The following is a 22,641-nucleotide window of genomic DNA, read 5'->3' on the forward strand; positions in this document are numbered from 1 at the left end:
CAACTCCCATACTGTAGACAATATTCAGTCGACATTGATTCCACGCTGTTCAGCGTCTCCTCGGTACCCTCGACCGAACGGAGCCCCCAAGTGAAAGTGGCAGTTCTCGGCGCCGGTGCGATCGGCGCCTACGTCGGTGCCGCGCTGCATCGCGCGGGTGCCGATGTGCACCTCATCGCCCGTGGACCGCATCTCGCGGCCATGAGGCAGCACGGAGTGCGAGTGCTCAGTCCGCGCGGTGACTTCACCGCACGGGCCCACGCCACCGACGACCCGGCCGAGGTCGGCCCGGTCGACTTCGTCTTCCTGGGCCTCAAGGCCAACTCGTACGCGGCGTGCGGGCCGCTGATCGAGCCTCTCCTGCACGACACGACGGCGGTGATCGCCGCCCAGAACGGCATTCCCTGGTGGTACTTCCACCGGCACGGCGGCCCGCACGACGGCCACCGCGTCGAGAGCGTGGATCCGGGCGGCGCGGTCAGTGCGGTGATCGCGCCCTCCCGGGCCATCGGCTGTGTCGTCTACGCGGCGACCGAACTGGAAGGACCGGGAGTCGTCCGCCATCTGGAAGGCACCCGGTTCTCCATCGGCGAGCCCGACCGTTCGGTCTCCGTGCGCTGCAGCGAGTTCGGCGAGGCCATGGTGGCCGGCGGACTCAAGTGCCCGGTGGAGCCCGACCTGCGCAACGACATCTGGCTCAAGCTGCTCGGCAACATCTCCTTCAACCCCATCAGCGCCCTGGCCCGCGCGACCATGCGGCAGATGTGTCTGCACGGCGGCACCCGCCGGGTCATCGAGATCATGATGACCGAGACGCTCGCCGTCGCCGAGGCACTCGGCTGCCGGGTGGGCGTCTCCATCGAGCGGCGACTGGCCGGCGCCGAGCGCGTCGGCGACCACCGCACCTCGACGCTCCAGGACCTGGAGCGCGGCAAGCCCCTGGAACTCGACGTGCTGCTCGCGGCCGTCGTGGAACTGGCGGAGATCACCGACGTCCCGGTGCCCACGCTCCGTACCGTCCACGCCATCTCGGACCTGCTCGCACTGAGGACCGCCGCGTGAGGACGTTCACGCCGGCGTTCCACAAGCCGTACGCCAGGACGCCCCTGAGGACTTTGAGGAACGCGGTATGAGAAAGCGCGACCGAACTCCCAAGACGTACAACCGACTTCAGTATCCCCTGGTCCGTGACTCCCGTGACGAGCCGTTCCGGCGCGCCACCTGGGACGAGGCCCTGGAGCGTGCCGCCCGGGGCCTCGGCGCCGCACGCGGCGCGTTCGGCATGTTCTCCTGCGCCCGCGCGACCAACGAGATGAACTACGTGGCACAGAAGTTCGCCCGCGTGGTCATGGGCACCAACAACGTCGACTCCTGCAACAGGACCTGTCACGCGCCCAGCGTGGCGGGCCTGTCGGCGGCCTTCGGCTCGGGCGGCGGGACGTCCTCCTACGGGGAGGTCGAGCACACGGATCTCATCGTGATGTGGGGCTCCAACGCCCGCTTCGCGCACCCGATCTTCTTCCAGCACGTCCTGAAGGGGATCAGGAACGGCGCCCGGATGTACGCGGTCGACCCGCGCCGCACGTCCACGGCGGAGTGGGCCGAGAGCTGGCTCGGGCTGAACGTCGGCACGGACATCCCGATGGCCCACGCGATCGGCCGCGAGATCATCCGGGCGGGGCTCGCGAACGACGCGTTCATCGAGCGGGCGACCACCGGCTTCGAGGAGTACAAGCAGCTCGTCGAGCCGTGGACGCTGTCACTCGCCGAGAAGGTGACGGGCGTACCGGCCGCAGCGATACGGGAGTTGGCGCACGCCTACGCCCGCGCCGAGCGCGCCCAGCTGTGCTGGACGCTCGGCATCACCGAGCACCACAACGGCACGGACAACGTCCGCGCGCTCATCAACCTGACACTGCTGACCGGCCATGTGGGGCGCTTCGGCTCGGGTCTCCAGCCCCTGCGCGGGCAGAACAACGTGCAGGGCGGCGGCGACATGGGCGCCATCCCGAACCGGCTGCCCGGCTTCCAGGACATCCTCGATCCGGACACCCGGCTGAAGTTCGAGTCCGCGTGGGACACCGTCATCCAGCCCCACTACGGGATGAACCTGACGGAGATGTTCGAGGCCATGGAGGAGGGCACGCTCAAGGCCGTCTACTGCATCGGGGAGAACCCGGCGCAGTCGGAGGCCGACAGCGGGCAGGCCGTACGGCGCATGCAGGGCCTCGACTTCCTCGTCGTGCAGGACATCTTCCTGACGAAGACGGCCGAACTGGCGGACGTCGTCCTGCCCGCGACCGCGGGCTGGGCGGAGACCGAGGGCACGACCACCAACAGCGAACGCAGGGTCCAGCGGGTGCGCCGGGCGGTCACCCCGCCCGGCGAGGCCCGCGAGGACATCGACATCATCTGCGACCTGGCCTCCCGGCTCGGCCACGAGTGGAAGTACGCGGACTCCGAATCCGTGTGGAACGAGCTGCGGTCGGTGTCCCCGGACCACTTCGGGATGACGTACGAGCGGCTGGAGGAGCACCAGGGCATCCAGTGGCCGTGCCCGGACCCGGACAAGCTCGAACCGACCTATCTGCACGGCAGGTTGTGGGCAGCCGACCCGGCCGAACGCGGCCGGCTCGCTCCCTTCGGGCTGGTCCAGCACGACCCGCCGGTCGACCTGACCGACGAGGAGTACCCGATCCGGCTGACCACCGGGCGGCGGCTCGACTCGTACAACACCGGGGTGCAGAGCGGCAGTTTCGCCTCGCCGCTGCGGCGCGGCGAGTACGTCGAGCTGTGCCCGGAGGACGCGGAGCGCTACGGCGTGGTGGTCGGCGAGGAGGTCCAGGTGTCCTCGCGGCGTGGCGCGGTGGTGGCGCCGGTGTGGGTCGACACGGCACTGCGGCCCGGCCTCGCCTTCATGACCATGCATTTTCCCGACGAGGTGGACACCAACCAGCTGACGATCGAGGCGAACTGCCCGATCGCGGGGACGGCGGAGTTCAAGGCGTCGGCGATCCGGATCGACAAGCTGCCGGTTGCTCTTCAAGTGAGGTGATGCCAAGTGGACCTGCACTTCGGTGACAGCAAGCCGACGGACGAGGAGCGGGCGGCCATCGACGCGCTGCTCGGTCCTGCGGAGTCTTCGTGGGAGGGCGCCGCCCGTGACGAGATGCGGGCCTCCGACCTCAGGTGGGCACGTGGCGGCCGTGCGGCCCGGGAACGCCGTGACCTGCTGTTGCCGGGGCTGCACGCGGTCAACGACCGGATCGGCTGGATCAGCGAGGGCGCCCTCGACTACCTGTGCAGGCGGCTGACCGTGCCGCCTGCGGAGGCGTACGGGGTCGCCACCTTCTACGCGATGTTCTCGGTGAAGCCGCGCCCCGCGACCGTCCTGCACGTGTGCACGGATCTCGCGTGCGCGGCGGCCGGGGCGTCGGAGCTGTGCGCGGGCGTCGAGGCCCGGCTCGGCCTCGGCAGCGGTGTCGCGGTCGAGCGCAGTCCTTGCCTCGGCCTGTGCGAGCGGGCCCCGGCCGCGCTCGCGGTCAGGGCCGGGGATCCGGTGCGTACGGCGGTGTCGGCGCCCGCGACCGTCGAGCGGGCCGTGCTCGCGGCGAGCGCGCCCGACTCGGCGCCCGAGGAACCGTCCGCCGCCCTGGCGGTCCCGCAGGCCGGGGACCCGGCCCTGATGCTGCTGGGCCGGGTCGGTGTGGTCGATCCGGCGTCGCTCGACGACTACCGGGCGCACGGCGGCTACACGGCCCTGCGGCAGGCCTTCGCGATCGGCCCCGCCGGGGTCATCCGCGAGGTCACCGACGCGGGCCTGGTCGGGCGCGGCGGCGCCGCCTTCCCCACCGGCCGAAAATGGCAGGCCACGGCGTCGCAGCCGGGCCATCCGCACTACCTCGTGTGCAACGCCGACGAGTCCGAGCCCGGCACCTTCAAGGACCGGGTGGTCATGGAGGGCGACCCGTACTCGCTCGTGGAGGCGATGACGATCGCGGGGTACGCGGTCGGGGCGCACAAGGGCTACCTGTATCTGCGCGGCGAGTATCCGCGGGCGCTGGCACGCATGGAACACGCCATCGGGCAGGCCCGCGCGCGCGGGCTGCTCGGGGACGACGTCCTCGGCCAGGGGTACGCCTTCGACATCGAGATCCGGCGCGGCGCGGGCGCGTACATCTGCGGCGAGGAGACGGCCCTCTTCAACTCCATCGAGGGGTACAGGGGCGAGCCGCGGTCGAAACCGCCGTTCCCCGTGGAGAAGGGCCTGTTCGGCAGGCCGACCGCCGAGAACAACGTCGAGACGCTGGTCAACGTCCTGCCGATCCTCACCATCGGGGCCCCGGCGTACGCGGCGATCGGCACCGGCTCCTCCACCGGACCGAAGCTGTTCTGCGTGTCGGGCAGCGTGGAGCGGCCCGGCATCTACGAGCTGCCGTTCGGCGCCACACTCGGCGAGCTGCTGGAGCTGGCGGGCGTGCGCGACCGTCTGCGCGCGGTGCTGCTGGGCGGCGCGGCCGGCGGTTTCGTACGGCCCGACGAGCTGGACATCCCGCTCACCTTCGAGGGCACCCGGGAGGCGGGCACGACGCTCGGCTCCGGGGTCGTGCTGGCCTTCGACGACACCGTGCCGCTGCCCCGTCTGCTGCTGCGGATCGCCGAGTTCTTCCGGGACGAGTCGTGCGGGCAGTGCGTGCCCTGCCGGGTCGGAACCGTCCGCCAGGAGGAGGCCCTGCACCGCATCGTCGGGCGGACCGGCGCGGACGCGGCAGCCGACATCACGCTGTTGCGGGAGGTGGGCCGGGCCATGAAGGACGCCTCGATCTGCGGTCTCGGCCAGACCGCGTGGAACGCCGTGGAATCCGCCATCGACCGCCTGGGGGCGTACGAATGACCGTGACACCGCTGGGGATCCCCCGTCGTCTGCTGGAGTTCACGCTCGACGGTGAGCCCGTGCGGGCACCCGAGGGCGCGACGATTCTCGATGCCTGCCGGTCGGCGGGCAAGGACATCCCGACCCTGTGCCAGGGCGACACGCTGGCGCCCAAGAACGCCTGCCGTGTGTGTGTCGTCGAGGTCGAGGGCGCGCGCACACTCGTCCCGGCCTGCTCCCGCACGGCGGAGGCGGGTATGCAGGTCCGGACGGACACCGAGCGGGCCCGGCACAGCCGGAAGATCGTCCTCGAACTCCTCGCCTCGTCGGTCGACCTGTCGACCACCCCGGAGGTCGCCGGGTGGCTCAAGGAGTACGAGGCCAAGCCCGACCGGTTCGGTCCCGACGCGGCCCGTCTCAACGAGGAGCCGAAGGTCGACAACGACCTGTATGTGCGTGACTACGACAAGTGCATCCTCTGCTACAAGTGCGTGGACGCCTGTGGCGACCAGTGGCAGAACACCTTCGCGATCTCGGTCGTCGGCCGCGGTTTCGACGCCCGGATCGCCGTCGAGCACGACGCTCCCCTCACGGACTCGGCGTGCGTGTACTGCGGGAACTGCATCGAGGTGTGCCCGACGGGTGCCCTGTCGTTCAAGTCGGAGTTCGACATGCGTGCGGCGGGTACGTGGGACGAGTCGGCGCAGACCGAGACGACCACGGTGTGCGCCTACTGCGGAGTGGGCTGCAATCTCACCCTGCACGTACAGGACAATGAGATCGTGAAGGTCACCTCGCCGCACGACAACCCGGTGACCCACGGCAACCTCTGCATCAAGGGCCGCTTCGGCTACCAGCACGTACAGAACCGGGACTGATCAGGCATGGGACGAGTCACGGAACGACGCAAGGTGATCCGCATCCGGGACGGGGCGGTCTCCACCCGCCCGGACACGCTCGTCGCCGAGGAACCACTGGAGATCAGGCTCAACGGAAAACCCCTCGCGATCACGATGCGCACCCCGGGCGACGACTTCGCGCTCGCGGCGGGCTTCCTGGTCAGCGAGGGGGTCCTGGGCCGGGCCGACGAGCTGCTGAACATCGTCTACTGCGCGGGCGCGACCGTGGACGGAAGCAACACCTACAACATCGTCGACGTCCGGACGGCGCCCGGCCTCGTCATTCCCGACATCACGCTCGAACGCAACGTGTACACGACGTCGTCCTGCGGGCTGTGCGGCAAGGCGAGCCTGGACGCGGTCCGTACGACGGCCCGCTGGACGATCGACGACACGCACGGCGACACGACTCCCCCGGTGCGGCTCGATCCCGGCCTGCTCGCGAGCCTCCCCGACCGGCTGCGCGCGGCGCAGCGCGTGTTCGACCGGACCGGGGGCCTGCACGCGGCGGCCCTGTTCACCGAGGACGGCGAGCTGGTCGACATCCGGGAGGACGTGGGCCGGCACAACGCCGTCGACAAGCTCGTCGGCCGCGCCCTCCAGAACGGCTCCCTGCCGCTCTCCCGCACGGTACTGCTGGTCTCCGGGCGGGCCTCCTTCGAGCTGGCCCAGAAGGCGGTGATGGCCGGTATCCCGGTGCTGGCCGCGGTCTCGGCACCGTCCTCGCTCGCGGTGGATCTGGCCGCCGAGTCGAACCTGACCCTGGTCGGCTTCCTGCGCGGCGCCTCCATGAACGTGTACGCGGGCGAGCACCGCATCGCCCTGCGGGCCGAGGCCACCCAGGGCTGACCGGTCTCGCCGCGACACGGCGGCGGGGCCCCGACCCGGCGGGGAGCGCCCCCTGCGCCGGAGGGGCCCCGCCTCAGGCCCGTACGGCTGCGCCCCGTGCGGCCCCGGGAGCGGGCGGAGCGGTGCCCCGCGTCCCGGCCGTGACCGTTACCGGCCGTCGCGGGTGCGGCGCCCGGCTCAGCCCTTGGTGAAGTGCACCTCCGAGGCCGCGACGACGGTTCCCAGCCGGGGGAAGTCCAGCTTCACCGAGGCCTCGTGCTCGGGGCCGGTGAGGGCTGACATCGCGTCCTCGACGAAGACCAGGTCGTAGCCGAGGTCACCGGCGGCGCGGGCGGTGGACTCGACGCCGAGGTTGGTGGCGATCCCGCCGAACACCACGGTGGTGATGCCGCGTTCCCGCAGCCGCTCGTCCAGGCCGGTGCCCTGGAAGCCGCCGATGGTCCGCTTCACGATCTCGATGTCGCCGTCGGCCGCGACCCCGGCGACCAGTCCGCTGCCGGGCGGCTGCTCGGGAACACCGGGCCGCTCCACCCGGACGAGGACGACGGGCGCGCCCACCGCGCGGAAGGCGGCGGCCAACTCCGCGGCGACCGACACCACTTCGGTGCCCTTGCGGGGCTCCAGGGGCAGGCCCGCGATGCGGTCCATCAGGTCGACGAGCACGAGGGCGGTGCGCGCGGGGTCCAGGGCGAGACGGGGTTCCATGTCCGGTGCGTTCATGACGGAACGTTAGCCCGCGTCAGCCGTCCGTAGGGGAAATCCGGATCAACAGGCCGGTGAACCGGTCGCGTTCCGGCCCCGCCGACCGACGGTCCTCCTGGCCGGGACGTCCGCCACGGACGCGGGGCCACCGGGCGCCCGGTGGCCCCAATGCCGCCGTCGCTGCTCCGACGGAGGGAACTCCCCCGGGCGGAGCACGCCGCGTCCCCCACCCGCGCCGCCTCGCGTCCCACAGTTTCGGGACGGGCTCTCGTGGTCACGGCACCGGCCACCACTCGACCGGCGAGGGAGGGGACGCCCACCACCGCACGCCTCCGGAACCACCCGGCGGCCGTGCGCGCACTTCCCCCACCACGACTCGTGCACGCTTCTTGTGAGGTGTCTGAGAGCCCAAGTAGCGTCTGTGGCGCGCACGTTGGACGTGGGATGTCCGAGATGTCCAGACGCATGAAGGGCAGGTCGCACCATGCCGTCAAGTCTTCGCGCACTCCCCCGGGCTCCCGGGTCCACCAGACCGGGGAGAAGCCCCGTCGGAACCGCCCTCACGGCGTTGCTCACCGTCGGCGCACTGCTGGCGCTGCCGAGCCCCGCCCAGGCCGGGCCGGCCGCCGGACCAGAAGCGGTCGCCGGGCCGGGGGCGGTCGCCGGGTTCGAACAGCAGGTGCTGTTCAAGGCCTCCCAGGATCCCGGGTACGCCTGCTTCCGCATCCCGGCCGTCGTGCGGACGACGAAGGGCACCCTGCTGGCGTTCGCCGAGGGCCGGGTCGACGACTGCGGTGACGCCGGTGACATAGACATCGTCCTCAAGCGCTCCACCGACGGCGGCCGCACCTGGGGCCCGCTCCAGGTCGTCAACGAGGGCGCGGGCGACACGCACGGGAACCCCGCCCCGATCGTGGACCGCGAGACCGGCCGCGTCGTACTGGCCGAGACGTACAACACGGGCCGTACCGACGGCCGCGGCTGCGACGTCCCGTGCGACCGCACCCCGCACCTGCAGCACAGCGACGACGACGGACTCACCTGGTCCGAGCCGCGCGACCTCAGCGACGAGATCCTGCCCGCGCACTGGAACTCCTGGTACGCGACCGGGCCGGTGCACGGTCTCCAGCTGACCCGCGGCAAGCACGCGGGACGGCTCGTCCTCGGCGTCAACACCGAGACGTGGAACGGCAGCCGTGTGAGCGCCAACCACGGCGCGCTCGTCGTCAGCGACGACGGTGGTGACCACTGGCGGATCGGGGCGACGGACTCCCGGCCGATCGCGGACGACGGCACGTTCAGCCAGAAGCCGTCGGAGATGACGGTGACCGAGCGCGCCGACGGGACGGTCCTGGTCAGCGGACGCGAACAGGACGGGACCGATCTCGGCCACCGCACCCAGGCGTTCAGCACCGACGGCGGCGACAGTTTCACCGCGCCCTTCCGTGCCCTCCCGGACCTCTACACGCCGCAGGTGCAGGGCTCCACGCTGCGGCTGGGCGACAGGATGCTGCTCGCCTGTCCCGCCGACCCGGACCGCCGCCGCACGATGATGATCCGCTCCTCGTACGACGGCGGACGCACCTGGGACAGCGTCGACCGGGGCACGGTGGTCACGACGGACTGGGCCGGCTACTCCGACCTGGTGGGCATCGGCCGGAACACGGCGGGCCTGCTGTACGAGGGCGGCGCCGTGGACGCACGCGACGAGATCCGCTTCGCGCGGTTCACCGGGGACTGGCTGCGCCCGCGCCGCGGCCCGGACCCGACCACCGCCGACCTCGCGCCCGGCGCACCGCGTGCCACGGTGCTCGGCGGCGCGAAGGAGACGGACGGCGTGTCCGGCGGCGCCCTCGCCCTCGACGGCGCCGACGACGCCGTACGCCTGCCCTTCCGCACCGGACTGCCGCTCGGAACAAAGGACTTCACGGCGTCGCTGTGGTTCCGCTACACGGCCACGACGGGTGAACAGCCGATGCTGTGGATGGGCGGGATCGGCACCAACCAGCCGCAGGTGTGGCTGCGCGGAGAGCCCGCGAGCGACCGGATCCAGGGTCTGATCACCGTCCGCGACGGCGGGAACGCCCCGCGGTCCGTGTCCGTGCGCACCACCGGCGCGTACAACGACGGGCAGTGGCACCGCCTGGTCCTGCGCCGCGGCGGCGGGCGGCTCACGCTGTTCGTCGACGGGACGGCGACCGGTACGGCGGACGTACCGGGATCCGTGAGCCGCAACGGGCCGTTCGGGGTGCACGTCGGCCAACGGCTCGACAGCCGGGCCCACTTCACGGGCGCCGTCGACGACGTCCGGGTCCACGACCGGGCGCTGAGCGACGCCGAACTGACTAGTCCGCGCGGCACGAACGGGACTGTGACCCGGGACACCGTCCTGTGGCTCCCCATGGACCGGGTGAGCGGCAGCCACTAACGTCCCGGACGTGCCCGACGACACACGAGCACGACAGCGCACGGGGACCGGTCTGGGTCTGCTCCTGGCCCTGGTCCTCGGTGCCGTGCTGCTCACCGCCCTCCCGGGGGACGAGAACCGGGAGAGCGACTGCCGGGCCCGTACGGTCACCTCGTGGGCCGCGGACCGGGGCGTCACGGACGAGTTCGCGCGGTACGGGGACGACGCCTCGCGGGCCGACGACTGGACCGGCGGCGACGGTACGCACTCGCTGCGGCTGCCGGACGGGCGGGTGCTCTGGCTGTTCTCCGACACCTTTCTCGGCCAGGTGCACCGGCCGCCCAACCCGGTGGGCGAGTCCTACGCCTGGCGGGACACGACCGCCCCGATGGTGCGCAACTCGGCCGTGGTCATGGACGACGGCCGGCTCCATCGCACGCTCCCGGCGCCGATGTTCGCGGACCCGGCGCCGGGCCAGTGGCGCTGGCCGGTGGCGGCCCGGGTCGAGCCCCGCTCCCCCGGCTCGTCCGAGCAGGTCGTACGGGTCGTGCTGTGGACCCGTACGACCGGCGCGCACCCCTGGATCTACGGGGTCCCCACCGCCACCGAGGTCGCCACGCTGTCGCTGCCCGGCCTGCGCCTCGAGGGCATCACGCGGATCCTCGACCAGCAGCAGGTGAAGGATCCGGCACGGCGGGTGCTGTTCGGGACGACCGCCCTGACCCACGACGAGGACTGGACGTACGTCTTCGGCGGCAACGACGCGCGGGCCGCCGCCCGGCCGGCGTCGGACGCGTACGTCGCGCGCGTGCCCCGGGGGCGGCTCGCGGACCCGGCCGCGTGGCGGTACTGGGACGGCGAGCGGTGGAGCATCCCCTCACTCATGAAGCCCGTGCTGGGAGACGGCGAACGCAAGGGGGTGGGCAGCGCGTTCGCGGTCGCCCGCGACGGGGGGACGTACGTCCTGTTCACGATGGCGGCGGGCACCGAGGGGCTGACGACGATCACCTCGTACTGGGCGTGCTCCCCCACCGGGCCCTGGCACGGGCCCGGCAAGGGGTTCAGCCCGCCGCTGCCGGAGCAGCGGGCGGGAGTGGCGGCGTACAACCCGCAGGTCCATCCGGCGATCGGCCGGGGCAGGCTCGTGCTGAGCTACGACGTCAACTGGCTGGACGCGAGCGGCGGGGCGGCGGCCCAGGCGAACCTCAGCCGGAACGTGTCCCTGTACCGACCGCGATTCGTGACTCTGCGGCTGGGGCCGGGGTGACGGGCCGCCGTGCCTCGGGGTCCCGGGAGCGGCGTTTGGCGATGACCGCGCAGACCATGAGCTGCATCTGGTGGAAGAGCATCAGCGGCAGCACGGCCAGCGAGGCGTGGGCGCCGAACAGCACGCTCGCCATGGGCAGTCCGGACGCCAGGGACTTCTTCGACCCGGCGAACTGGATCGCGACACGGTCCTCGCGGCTGAAGCCCAGAGCCTTCGAGCCGTACCAGGTGAGCGCCAGCATGACGGCGAGCAGCACCGCCTCGACGGCGAGCAGGCCGCCCAGGCGCAGCGGGCTGACCTGGTGCCAGATGCCCTGCACCATGCCCTCGCTGAACGCGGTGTAGACGACCAGCAGGATCGAGCCGCGGTCGACGTGTCCGAGGACCTGCTTGTGGCGGGTGACGAAGCCGCCGATCCAGCGGCGCAGCAGCTGCCCGGCCAGGAACGGCACGAGCAGCTGGAGCACGATCTTGAGGAGGGAGTCCGCGGAGAAGCCGCCGCCGCTGCTGCCGAGGAGCGCCGCGGCGAGCAGCGGGGTGAGCACGATGCCCACCAGGGAGGAGAAGGAGCCCGCGCAGATCGCGGCGGGCACGTTGCCGCGCGCCATGGAGGTGAAGGCGATCGAGGACTGGACGGTCGAGGGGACGAGGGTGAGGAAGAGCAGTCCGGTGTAGAGCGAGTGGTCCAGGAACACCGGTTCGAGCCCGCGGGCGGCCAGGCCGAGCAGCGGGAACACCAGGAACGTGCAGGCCAGGACGGTGACGTGCAAGCGCCAGTGCCGCACCCCGTCCATCGCCTCACGCGTGGACAGCCGGGCCCCGTAGAGGAAGAAGAGGAAGGCGATCGCGGCGGTGGAGGCTCCGGAGGCGACATCGGCACCGGTGCCCCGGGCGGGCAGGAGGGCGGCGAGCCCCACCGTCCCGAGCAGCAGCAGGATGTACGGGTCGATCGGCAGCCAGGACGGCCACTTCAGGCGTTTCACGGTGCTCCGTTGCTGAGTCTCGGTTCGCTCAGCCTCGTCGCGGACGTCTTTGTCACTGACTCGGTCTGTAGCTGGTGGATCTGTGTCTGACGGGTCTGAAGCCGATGGGTCCGAAGCCGTGGATCTCCGGCCGGTGGATCCGTGGCCGGTGGATCCGTGGCCGGTGGATCCGTGGCCGGTGGGTCCGCTGCCGGTCGGGTCTTTCGACGGCTCGTGCCCTCTCCATCGTCCTCCTCCATGCCGTGATCGGGAATCCGTCATACCGCTCTGACTGTCATCACGTACCGCGATAGCCTGGAGGGCGTGTACGAGCCCTCGCAGCTGCGCACCTTCCTGGCCGTGGCCCAGACGCTGAGCTTCACCCGGGCGGCCCGGCGGCTCGGGCTGCGTCAGTCCACGGTCAGCCAGCACGTGCGACGCCTGGAGGACGCCGCCGGCCGGCAGCTGTTCACCCGGGACACCCACTCGGTGGAACTGACGGAGGACGGCGAGGCGATGCTCGGGTTCGCGCGCCGGATCCTGGAGGCGCACGAGCAGGCGGCGGCGTTCTTCACGGGGACGCGGCTGCGCGGCCGGCTGCGGTTCGGCGCCTCGGAGGACTTCGTCCTCACCCGCCTGACCGAGATCCTGGAGGGTTTCCGTCACGACCATCCGGAGGTCGATCTGGAGCTGACGGTCGAGCTGTCGGGCACCCTGCACGAGCGGCTCGCCGACGGGAAGCTCGACCTGGTGCTGGCCAAGCGCCGCCCCGAGGACCCGCGCGGCGAACTGGTCTGGCACGACCGGCTGGTCTGGATCGGCGCGGAACGCCTGAGGCTGGATCCCGACCGTCCCGTCCCGCTGATCGTCTACCCGCCGCCGGGCGTCACCCGGGCCCTGGCCCTGGAGGCCCTGGAGCGCCAGGACCGGTCCTGGCGCATCGCGTGCACGAGCGGCAGCCTCAACGGCCTCATCGCGGCGGCCCGCGCCGGGCTCGGCGTGATGGCCCACTCACGGGGCCTGATCCCGCCGGGGCTCTTCCGCGTTCCCGACCGCGCGGGCCTGCCGGAGCTGGGCGAGGTGGAGTTCGTCCTGGTCCACGGCAGACGCCACACGGCGGCCAAGGGGGCGGCGGACGCGCTGGCGGCCTCGATCCTGTCGGCCGGCGACAGACTGCACCGCGCTCGTTGAGCACGGGGTGCGTCACCCGGGCCGGGCCCGCTCCACCGGTTCCCGAGCACCTCCCCGGATCCCGGCCGCACACCCGGCGGCGCGTAAACGGGTCGTACAGATTCCGTGGAGATTACGGAACCGAAACTTACGTAAGAGTAAGGATTCCGTCCCGGCCTTCCCCCTTGTGGCCGGATTTGAAGGGTTGACCAGGGCGAACGTCCGGCCCCGGGTAATTCGCCACCCCTCCCGCCGCGGCTCCCGTTGGGGTAGCTTTCACGGCGCTGCGAAGCACCACAAGGAGCGGGATTGCGCGAGTTCACCAACCCTCCCCTGGCGTCGGCACCGCCAGTGGGCGGCCTGGCCGATGCCGTCTTCGAGTATGCCCAGGAGGATCCGCTCTACATCGCACTGGGCCGCAAGGACGAACACGGCCAGTGGCGCGACGTGACGTCCGCCGAGTTCCGTGACGAGGTCCTCGCGCTCGCGAAGGGCCTGCTGGCGCAGGGCGTCCGGTTCGGCGACCGGGTCGCGATCATGTCCCGTACGCGCTACGAGTGGACCCTCTTCGACTACGCGCTGTGGTCGATCGGCGCGCAGGTCGTGCCGATCTACTCCACCTCGTCGGCCGAGCAGGTCTTCTGGATGCTGCACGACGCCCAGGTGTCGGCCGCGATGGTCGAGCACGAGGACCACGCGATGACCATCGCCACGGTCATCGACCGGCTGCCGGCGCTGCACAAGCTGTGGCAGCTCGACGCGGGCGCCGTGCAGGAGCTGTACGAGGCGGGCGGGCACATCGACGACGAGGTGGTGCACCGGCACCGGCGCGCGGTCACCCCGGAGTCGACGGCGACGATCATCTACACGTCCGGTACCACGGGCCGCCCCAAGGGCTGCGTCCTCTCGCACGCCAACTTCATGTTCGAGACGGACACGGCGATCGAGCGCTGGGAGCCGCTCTTCCGCTCCAAGCGCGGCGACGAGGCGGCCACCCTGCTGTTCCTGCCGCTCGCGCACGTCTTCGGGCGGATGGTGCAGGTCGCCGCGATCCGGGGGAGGGTGAAGTTCGGCCACCAGCCGCAGCTCAACGCGGCGGCCCTGCTGCCCGACCTGGCCGCGTTCCGGCCGACGTTCTTCCTGGCCGTGCCGTACATCTTCGAGAAGGTGTTCAACGCGGCCCGGCGGAAGGCCGAACGGGAGGGCAAGGGGGCCCCGTTCGAGAAGGCCGTGGAGGTCGCGGTGCGGTACGCGGACGCGGTGGAGGCGAAGGCGTGGGGCATCGGTCCCGGGCCCTCCACGGCACTGCGGATGCAGCACCAGCTCTTCGACAAGCTCGTCTACGCCAAGATCCGTACCGCGATGGGCGGACGCATCAAGCACGCGATGTCCGGCGGCTCGGCGATGGACCGGCGGCTCGGGCTGTTCTTCGCGGGCGCCGGCGTGCAGATCTACGAGGGGTACGGCCTCACCGAGTCGACGGCCGCCGCGACCGCCAACCCGCCCGAGCGCACCCGGTACGGGACCGTCGGCCAGCCCCTCCCGGGCACGACCGTGCACATCGCGGACGACGGTGAGATCTGGCTGCGCGGCGACAACGTCTTCCAGGGCTACCTGGGCGACCCGAAGGCCACCGACGCGGCCCTGCACGACGGCTGGCTCGCCACCGGTGACATCGGCGCGCTCGACGAGGACGGCTACCTCACCATCACCGGGCGCAAGAAGGAGATCCTGGTGACCTCCGGCGGCAAGAGCGTCTCGCCGGGGGTCCTGGAGGAGCGGGTGCGCGACCACCCGCTGGTCGCGCAGTGCATCGTCGTCGGCAACGACCGGCCGTACATCGCGGCGCTCGTCACCCTCGACGGGGAGGCGGTCGAGCACTGGCTGCAGATGCGGGGCAAGTCCCGGCTCACCCCGTCGGAGCTGGTGCGGGACTCCGACCTGGAGACCGAGGTGCGGCGGGCCGTGGTCGCCGCGAACACGCTCGTCTCCCAGGCCGAGTCGATCCGCACCTTCCGCATACTGGCCCATCAGTTCACCGAGGAACACGGCCTGCTGACCCCGTCCCTGAAGCTGAAGCGGAAGGCGATCGAGAACGCGTACGCGTCGGAGGTCGAGGCCCTCTACCGCGCGTAGCGCCCCGCGGGTGAGGGCGCCCGGGACGGGGGCGCCGCTTCCGGGCACGGGGCTGTGACACATGCGGTTCCGGCGCGTCGACGCCACGGCGGCACACGACGAGCGCCCGAGAACCGGTCCGGCACTCCCATCTGACGCACCATCACATATCGATGCGTCAGATATTGACGACCCGTCAGATGCCACGGATCATTTCGGTCACCCGACAGAGGGGGAACCGACCGTGCCGCGAAAGATCCGGACCATCGCCGCCACAGCGGCCGCAACCGCCCTGCTGCTCACGGGCGCCTGCAACTCGGCCTCCACCGGCGGCACTCCGAAGTCGGAAGACTCCGTACGCGGAGTCACCGACACCTCCGTCAAGGTCGGCGGCATCGTGTCGATGACGACCGCCAGCGGCTACTCGAAGAAGGACACCGACCTCGGCGCCAAGGCACGCTTCGACCGCGCCAACGCCGAAGGCGGGGTGAACGGACGGGACATCGAGTACCTGGGCGCGGAGGACGACGGCCAGGATCCGGCCAGGAACCTGGCGGCGGCGCGCAAACTCGTCCAGCAGGACAGGGTGTTCGCGATCGCACCGATGAGTTCGACGACGTTCTCCGGCGCCGACTTCCTGCAGAAGCAGCGGGTCCCCACCTTCGGCTGGGGCACACTGCCGTCCTTCTGCGGACCGTCGTACATCTACGGATTCGGCGGCTGCATGGTGCCGATGCCCGGCGGCACCATCTCGCAGACGTGGCCCGAGGGCCTCGAACAGGTGCTGGGCGGCGCCAGGGGCCGCAGCGTGGCGATCCTCGCCAACGACAGCGACGCGGGGAAGTTCGCCATCCGCACCTACCGTCAGAGCTTCGCGTCGGCCGGTTTCAAGGTGACGTTCGCCAAGCCGTCGGTGCCCGCGACCTCCGTGCCGAGCGACTGGTCGGCGTACACGAAGGAGATCCTGCGCAGCGACGGCGGCAGGGCGCCGGACGCGATCGTCTCCGTGATGCAGACCCCGTACAACATCGGTCTGTTCACGGCGGTCAAGCGGACGGGATACGCCGGCGTGCTCACCGATCCGACCGACTACGACCCGGGGCTGCTGACCAAGAGCGCGACACGCAAGGCGCTCGACGGGGTGCACGTCCTGCTGTCGTTCCAGCCGTTCGAGCAGGAGAGCGCGGCCATGACGCGGTTCAGGAAGGACATCAGGAAGGCCGCGGGCGAGGACGTGCCCCTGAACATGCACATGATGACCGGTTACATGTCGGCCGATCTGTTCCTCGCCATCGCCGAGAAGGCCGGCAGGAAGCTGACCGTGGCGTCCTTCCAGGAGGCGGCGGACGGGTTCACGGACACCGGCACGCTGGTCGGCGACCGGGCCGAACCGAAGGGCCAGAAGGAGTCGTTCGGCTGCGGGGCGCTCGTCCAGCTCAAGGACGGCGAGTACACCGTGTCGGCGCCCTTCAGGTGCTATCCGCCGATCCCCTTCAAGTAGCCGCGGCACAAGGTGACTTCCCGAGCCCGGAGTCCGGGGCCGGGGACCTCCGGACTCGGGGATGTGGTGACACGGCATGGCCGACCTTCTCGGATTCGTACTGAGCGGACTGGTGTCGGGCGCGCTGTACGCGCTGCTCGCCACCGGTCTCGTGCTCTCCTACTCGGCATCGGGCCTGTTCAACTTCGCGCACGGCGCCACCGCCTATCTGTGCGCCCTCGCCTTCTACGAACTGCACTCGGGCTTCGGCTGGCCGGCCGTACCCACGGCGCTGCTGCTGGTGTGCGTACTGGCACCCGCACTCGGCTGGGGTCTCGACCGGCTGATGTTCCGCAAGCTGGCGCGGGTCGGTGAGACGGCCCAGATCGTCGCCACCATCGGCCTGCTGGTGGCACTGCCCGCGCTGGGGCTGTGGGTCGTCGAACTGCTGGAGGACGCGGGCACGTCCGTGAAGCCCGCCGAGAACCAGTTCGGGCTGCCGGGTGTCGGGCCCAGCCCCGCACGATCCTGGCAGCTCACCGACGGCGTCGGCGTCGACTCCGACCAGCTGATCATCTGGGTCGCGACGGCTGTGGTGGCCGTCGGCCTGTGGGTCCTGATGCGGCACACCCCGCTCGGGCTGAAGCTCAGGGCGGCCGTCGACAACCGCTCGCTGGTGGAGCTGCGAGGACTGAGCGCGGACCGGCTGTCGTCCATCGCGTGGATGCTGTCGTCGGGTCTCGCGGGCCTGGCGGGCGTGCTGGCCACACCTCTTCTCGGGCTGTCCGCCCACGACTTCACGCTCTTCCTCTTCGTCTCGGCGACGGCCGCGGTGCTCGGCCGCTTCGTCTCCGTACCGCTGGCGTTCGTGGGCGGGCTCGGACTCGGGGTGCTGCAGAACCTGGTGGCCGGGTACGCGGACTTCGCCGAGCGGATCACCGGGTTCCGTACCGCCGTGCCGTTCCTGATCCTCTTCGCCGGGCTGCTGCTCATGACGCGGCGCAGTCGGACGGCGGGGACCGCGGCGGTGGACGTGCCGCCGGTCGACTATCTGGCGGGGCGGTCCCGGCTGCGGCGATGGGGCCCCTGGGCGGTGGCGGGCGTCCTGCTCGCGGTGTCCTTCTACACGGTCACCACCCCCTTCTGGAGCGGCATCCTCGCCCAGGGGCTCGCCCTGTCCCTGGTGTTCGTCTCCTTCACGGTGGTGACAGGACTCGGCGCGATGGTGTCGCTGGCGCAGGCGACCTTCGTGACGGGGGCGGCGCTGGTGGCCGGGCTGCTGATGAGCCACGGCTGGCCGTTCGTGGCGGCGGCCGCGGTGGGTACCTGCGCGGCGGCCGTGCTGGGCGCGCTGGTGGCCCTGCCCGCGCTGCGGCTCGGCGGCCGCTCGCTCGCCCTCGCCACCCTCGCGCTCGCCTTCCTCGCCGACCAGGTCCTGTTCCAGATCGGCGGGCTGAGGAACGGCGACACGGGGTGGGCGATCCCCCGCCCGGTCTTCGGACCGGTGGATCTCAACGACGACCGGGCGTTCGGGGTCGCGCTGACCGTGCTGGTCGCCGCGGCCGTCGCCGCGCTCAGCGCGCTGCGGGACTCGCCGTCCGGCCGGGCGATGCTCGCGGTGCGCTCGGCGCCCGCGGCGGCGATGGCCTCCGGGGTGTCGGTCGTACGCACCAAGCTGGTGCTGTTCACGCTGTCCGCCGGCCTCGCGGGCTTCGGCGGCGTGATGTACGCCTCCTACAACACCCGTGTCACCGCCACCGACTTCACCGCCATGACCGGGCTGATCTGGCTCGCGGTGGTCGTCGCGGCGGGTCTGCGGCGTCCGCAGTTCGCGGTCATCGCCGGGCTGGTCTACGCCCTCGTACCGCATCTCGTCTCGGACTACGTCACCGAGTCCGTGCACCTTCCCGTGATCCTCTTCGGCCTGGCGGGCCTGGCCCTGGCGAACGACCCGGACGGATACTGCGCGGCGGTGCCGGTACGGCTGCACCGGCGCCGTATGGCCGCCGGCGGGCCGGCCGCAGCGGCCGGGTCGCCGTCGCGACCGGCCGGGACTGCCGCGGCGGCCGGTGGGGTGCCCGCGGGATCGGCACCCGTGCCGGCCGCGAGCGGAGCGCCGCCGATGGCCGGACCCCGGGCGACGACCGACGCCGAACCGACGGGGACGGCAACGGCCGCAGGGGCATCCGCGGCCACGGCCTTGCCCGCCGACCCGGCGACATCGACCACGAGCGCTGGCGCTGGCGCAGGCACAGGCACAGGCACCGGCACCGGCACCGGCACCGGCACCGGCACCGGCCAGTCTCCGGACCGGGTGCCGAGGAGGACTCGGGACCGGGGGCCGGGGCAGGCGGGAGGCGCTTCCTCCGGCGGGGCCAAGACCGAGGCCGCGTCCGGGACCGCTGAGGCCGGTCTCCCTACCGTTCCGGGCCCCGTCGGCCCGGCGCCCGCCCTGCGGTTGTGCGGCATACGTGCCGGATACGACGGCGCACCCGTCCTGCACGGCGTGGACCTCGCCGTGCGCCCCGGCGAGATCCTCGCGCTCCTCGGCCCGAACGGGGCCGGGAAGTCCACGACATGCCGCGTCGCCGCGGGTCTCACGGCCCCGCTCGGCGGCCAGGTGTACGTGGCAGGACGCGACGCCACGAAGGACGGAGCCGTACGCCGGTCACGGGCCGGAGTGGTCCTGGCGCCGGAGGGGCGGGGCATCTTCCCGGCCCTCACCATCGAGGAGAACCTCGCCCTGTACCTGCGCGGACGGGACCTGCGTGAGGCCGTGTACGAACGCTTCCCCGCTCTCGCCGGACGCCGTGGTGTCCCCGCCGGCGCCCTGTCCGGCGGGGAACAGCAGATGCTGGCCCTCGCCCCGCTCCTCCAACGCCCGCCGGCCGTGCTGATCGCCGACGAACCGTCGCTCGGCCTCGCGCCCCGCGTGGTCGAGGAGGTGTTCCGCCTCCTCACCGAACTCCGCGCCAACGGAACGGCCCTGCTCCTCGTGGAGGAGAAGGCGACCGAGGTGCTGGGGGTCGCCGACACGGTCGCGTACCTGACCCGGGGACGGGTGACGTGGTGCGGCCCGCGGGAGGCGGTGGAGGCGGACCGGCTGACGGAGGCGTACCTGGGACTGGCGGCCACCGCCGGGGCGGCCCCCGGATCGACGGTACGACAGCCGGCCCCGTCCACGACCGAGGGAGTGGCCCGGCCATGACGAACACGAGCGCCCCCGTCCTGCGCGCCGACCGCGTCCGCGTCCGCTTCGGCGGCGTCCGGGCCCTTGACGGCGTGAGCCTCTCCCTGCGTCCCGGCGAGATCTGCGGACTCATCGGCCCCAACGGCGCCGGCAAGACCACCCTCTTCGACGTCCTCTCCGGCATCCGCCGCCCCGACGAGGGCCGCGTCCACCTCGGCGGATCGGACGTCACCCGCCGCTCCCCCGTCTGGCGCGCCCGCCACGGGATGCGCCGCACGTTCCAGCGCCGGCAGCTCTTCGGCCAGCTCACGGTGGCCGACAACCTGGTGGTGGCCCAGGAGTGGCGCGGTGGCGGAGGCGGCCTCCCCGCCGATCTGCTGGCGGCGCCGACACGGCGTACGTACGAGAAGGAGCGGCGCGCCAGGGCCGACGAGGTCCTGCGCGCCTGCGGCCTCGACGCCTTCGGCGACACCTACGCCGGTGCCCTCCCGGTGGGCCTCGCCCGCATGGCCGAGCTGGCCCGGGCCCTCGCGGATCCGCCCCGGGTGCTGCTGCTGGACGAACCCGCCTCCGGGATGACCGCCGAGGAGAGCGGCCGTCTGTCGGCCGTCGTGCGCCGGCTCGCCACCCAGGAGGGCTGTGCCGTCCTCCTCGTCGAGCACAACGTCGCCTTCGTCATGGAGCTGTCGACCCGGGTCGTCGTACTCGACCTGGGGCGGGTGCTCGCCGAGGGCACCGCGGCCGAGGTCCATGCCGACCACCGGGTGAGGAACGCCTACCTGGGCACGTCCACGGCGTAGAGCGGGCCTGACGCACCCCCGCCACCGGCCGTCGTCCTCACACGAGCTGATATCCCCGCATCCTCGTGAGCAGGAGATGGCAGTCACGCAGGGACCCGGACGTGTCGCCGAGGGAGCGGTAGATGCCCCACTTGGGGCGTACCCGGTCGGCGAGGAACGTGTCGACGCCCGTTCTCGATGTGTCGACGACCGTGGTGGAGCCGTTCTTGAGGATCCAGCGGACCGAGCCCGCCGTGCCGTTGCCCACCTTGATCTGGAAGTCGACGTCGATCCATTTGTCGTGCAGGGGTTCCAGGTCCGTGCGGCCGACGAGGATGTCGTCGTCGAAGAGCTTGAGTTCGATGCTCTGCACGCCGTTCACTCGCCGGAGCGACTGCACGACGATGGGCGAGGTGCCGCTGCCGGGCTGCTTCATCTGCATGATGTGCGTGAAGCTGGTGGTGGCCCGCAGGGAGCTGGGGATGTACATCGCGTACGTGACGCGCCAGGTCTGGCCCGCGGTCCACTTGAGGAAGTCGCCGCCGGGGCCGTTGCGCAGCCCGGTCACCTCGTGGCGCTGACGGTCCGTCGAGGTGTCGCGGTCGACGGTGTGCATGTCGAACCGCCAGTTGTCGCCCGTGGTGCGGATGTGCGGGGAGGCTCCGGGGTGCGAGCCGGCCCGGTCGTCCTCCAGGGTCTCGAAGGCGCCCAGTCCGTCGTCGCGCGCCGACGGGGACCACTTCAACTGCCAGGAGGCGGCGTGCGCGCCGGAGGCGGGCAGGCCCACGGCGGCCGTGGCCGCGCCGCCGAGCGCGGCTCCGAGCAGGTTCCTTCTGGTGGGGGGCATGTCTCTCACTCCGTCACATTCACATACGTGCACCGAGTTCACCGACGTGCAACAGGGTCCCCGGCATGACAGTGCACGGTCAATGGTTCGGACCTGCGAGAGCGGGTACTTTCCGGCCAATCTCCTGTTCGACCGGCGAACGCACGGGACAGGAATGCACAGCGGCCCGTGATCGTTGACGATGGAGTACCACCCGACGACTTAAGGATCGAGAGCTCGTGAGCAAGGTCCCCCCGATCATCCTGAACAACGGCGTCGAGATGCCCCAGCTGGGCTTCGGTGTCTGGCAGGTGCCGGACGACGACGCTGAGCGAGCCGTCGCCACCGCACTGGAGGCCGGGTATCGCAGCATCGACACCGCGGCGATCTACGGCAACGAAGCAGGCACCGGCAAGGGCCTCGCCTCCTCCGGCATCGCCCGCGAGGACCTCTTCGTCACCACCAAGCTCTGGAACTCCGAACAGGGATACGACTCGACGCTGCGCGCCTTCGACGAGTCCCTGGACAAGCTCGGTCTCGACTACGTGGACCTGTACCTGATCCACTGGCCGACACCGGCCAGGGACAAGTACGTGGACACGTACAAGGCCTTCGAGAAGCTCCACGCGGACGGCCGCGCCAAGTCCATCGGCGTCTCCAACTTCCTTCCGGAGCACCTGGAGAGGCTGATCGACGCCACGTCCGTCGTTCCGGCCGTCAACCAGATCGAGTTGCACCCGCACCTTCAGCAGCAGGCGGCCCGCGACTACCACGCGGAGCACGGTATCGCCACCGAGGCGTGGTCCCCGCTCGGCCAGGGCCGGGGCCTCCTCGAGGTTCCGGCGGTCGTGGCCATCGCCCAGAAGCACGGGCGTACGCCCGCCCAGGTCGTCCTGCGCTGGCACCTCCAGCTGGGGAACGTGGTGATTCCCAAGTCCGTGACCCCGTCCCGGATCAAGGAGAACATCGACGTGTTCGGCTTCACCCTCGACGCCGAGGACATCGCCGCGATCAGCGCTCTCGACGAGGGCCGCCGCCTGGGGCCCGACCCGGCGACGCTCAACGACGCCTGACCGTACGGCCCCCGCCCAGCCCGGTCCGATACAGGACCTCACGGCCGCGA

General features: G+C 71.5%; 16 protein-coding genes. 13 read left to right on the top strand and 3 right to left on the bottom strand.

What is annotated here, in order from left to right:
• The first annotated feature begins 90 nt into the window (after window positions 1-90).
• From O1Q96_RS32600 to fdhD, 5 genes are all read left to right on the top strand, one after another.
• Window positions 91-1,062, top strand: a complete 972-nt coding sequence (locus O1Q96_RS32600) for a 2-dehydropantoate 2-reductase (RefSeq protein WP_217453857.1) — start codon at window positions 91-93, stop codon at window positions 1,060-1,062.
• Window positions 1,063-1,129: 67 nt separating this feature from the next.
• On the top strand, window positions 1,130-3,055 hold the full coding sequence (locus tag O1Q96_RS32605) for a molybdopterin oxidoreductase family protein (RefSeq protein ID WP_269251567.1): 1,926 nt from the start codon (window positions 1,130-1,132) through the stop codon (window positions 3,053-3,055).
• Between the two features lie 6 nt (window positions 3,056-3,061).
• Window positions 3,062-4,894: an NAD(P)H-dependent oxidoreductase subunit E gene (locus O1Q96_RS32610; protein WP_269251568.1), complete on the top strand. Its 1,833-nt coding sequence runs from the start codon at window positions 3,062-3,064 to the stop codon at window positions 4,892-4,894.
• Window positions 4,891-5,751, top strand: coding sequence for a 2Fe-2S iron-sulfur cluster-binding protein (locus O1Q96_RS32615; RefSeq protein WP_269251569.1), 861 nt, complete (start codon window positions 4,891-4,893; stop codon window positions 5,749-5,751). Before O1Q96_RS32610 ends, O1Q96_RS32615 begins: the two co-directional genes overlap by 4 nt.
• A gap of 6 nt (window positions 5,752-5,757) precedes the next feature.
• Window positions 5,758-6,621 carry a formate dehydrogenase accessory sulfurtransferase FdhD gene (gene fdhD / locus O1Q96_RS32620; RefSeq protein WP_269251570.1) on the top strand — a complete coding sequence of 288 codons (864 nt, stop codon included), beginning with the start codon at window positions 5,758-5,760 and terminating at the stop codon, window positions 6,619-6,621.
• Between the two features lie 177 nt (window positions 6,622-6,798).
• On the opposite strand, the gene O1Q96_RS32625 is transcribed toward fdhD, so the two are convergent.
• Window positions 6,799-7,326, bottom strand: coding sequence for an isochorismatase family protein (locus O1Q96_RS32625; RefSeq protein WP_217453881.1), 528 nt, complete (start codon window positions 7,324-7,326; stop codon window positions 6,799-6,801).
• A 481-nt stretch (window positions 7,327-7,807) separates the two neighbouring features.
• Between O1Q96_RS32625 and O1Q96_RS32630 the strand changes: the two genes are divergently transcribed.
• Both O1Q96_RS32630 and O1Q96_RS32635 read left to right on the top strand, forming a co-directional pair.
• A complete protein-coding gene (locus O1Q96_RS32630; RefSeq protein WP_269251571.1) occupies window positions 7,808-9,751 on the top strand; it encodes a sialidase family protein in 1,944 nt (647 codons plus the stop codon).
• A 10-nt stretch (window positions 9,752-9,761) separates the two neighbouring features.
• Window positions 9,762-10,997 (top strand): DUF4185 domain-containing protein, encoded by a 1,236-nt coding sequence (locus O1Q96_RS32635; protein ID WP_269251572.1) that lies wholly within the window; start codon window positions 9,762-9,764, stop codon window positions 10,995-10,997.
• Here O1Q96_RS32635 and O1Q96_RS32640 read toward each other — a convergent pair.
• On the bottom strand, window positions 10,936-11,979 hold the full coding sequence (locus tag O1Q96_RS32640) for a bile acid:sodium symporter family protein (protein WP_269251573.1): 1,044 nt from the start codon (window positions 11,977-11,979) through the stop codon (window positions 10,936-10,938). The two genes, O1Q96_RS32635 and O1Q96_RS32640, sit on opposite strands and share 62 nt — an antisense overlap.
• A 303-nt stretch (window positions 11,980-12,282) precedes the next feature.
• Here O1Q96_RS32640 and O1Q96_RS32645 point away from each other — a divergent pair, with 303 nt between their 5' ends.
• The 5 genes from O1Q96_RS32645 (at window position 12,283) to O1Q96_RS32665 (ending at window position 20,713) form a co-directional block, all read left to right on the top strand.
• The gene (locus O1Q96_RS32645) at window positions 12,283-13,149 is read left to right on the top strand and encodes a LysR substrate-binding domain-containing protein (protein ID WP_269251574.1); all 867 of its coding nucleotides are present in this window, start codon (window positions 12,283-12,285) and stop codon (window positions 13,147-13,149) included.
• A gap of 288 nt (window positions 13,150-13,437) precedes the next feature.
• Window positions 13,438-15,264 (top strand): AMP-dependent synthetase/ligase, encoded by a 1,827-nt coding sequence (locus O1Q96_RS32650; protein WP_269251575.1) that lies wholly within the window; start codon window positions 13,438-13,440, stop codon window positions 15,262-15,264.
• 223 nt (window positions 15,265-15,487) lie between these two features.
• On the top strand, window positions 15,488-16,744 hold the full coding sequence (locus tag O1Q96_RS32655; RefSeq protein WP_269251576.1) for an ABC transporter substrate-binding protein: 1,257 nt from the start codon (window positions 15,488-15,490) through the stop codon (window positions 16,742-16,744).
• 76 nt (window positions 16,745-16,820) lie between these two features.
• Window positions 16,821-19,931 carry an ABC transporter permease subunit gene (locus tag O1Q96_RS32660; protein WP_269251577.1) on the top strand — a complete coding sequence of 1,037 codons (3,111 nt, stop codon included), beginning with the start codon at window positions 16,821-16,823 and terminating at the stop codon, window positions 19,929-19,931.
• The gene (locus O1Q96_RS32665) at window positions 19,928-20,713 is read left to right on the top strand and encodes an ABC transporter ATP-binding protein (protein WP_269251578.1); all 786 of its coding nucleotides are present in this window, start codon (window positions 19,928-19,930) and stop codon (window positions 20,711-20,713) included. Before O1Q96_RS32660 ends, O1Q96_RS32665 begins: the two co-directional genes overlap by 4 nt.
• A 37-nt stretch (window positions 20,714-20,750) precedes the next feature.
• On the opposite strand, the gene O1Q96_RS32670 is transcribed toward O1Q96_RS32665, so the two are convergent.
• Window positions 20,751-21,539 carry a polysaccharide lyase family protein gene (locus tag O1Q96_RS32670; protein WP_269251579.1) on the bottom strand — a complete coding sequence of 263 codons (789 nt, stop codon included), beginning with the start codon at window positions 21,537-21,539 and terminating at the stop codon, window positions 20,751-20,753.
• A gap of 260 nt (window positions 21,540-21,799) precedes the next feature.
• Between O1Q96_RS32670 and O1Q96_RS32675 the strand changes: the two genes are divergently transcribed.
• A complete protein-coding gene (locus O1Q96_RS32675; RefSeq protein WP_269253819.1) occupies window positions 21,800-22,591 on the top strand; it encodes an aldo/keto reductase in 792 nt (263 codons plus the stop codon).
• The last annotated feature ends 50 nt before the right edge of the window (window positions 22,592-22,641 follow it).

Origin of the sequence: Streptomyces aurantiacus, from assembly GCF_027107535.1 — a bacterium.
GTDB lineage: Bacteria > Actinomycetota > Actinomycetes > Streptomycetales > Streptomycetaceae > Streptomyces.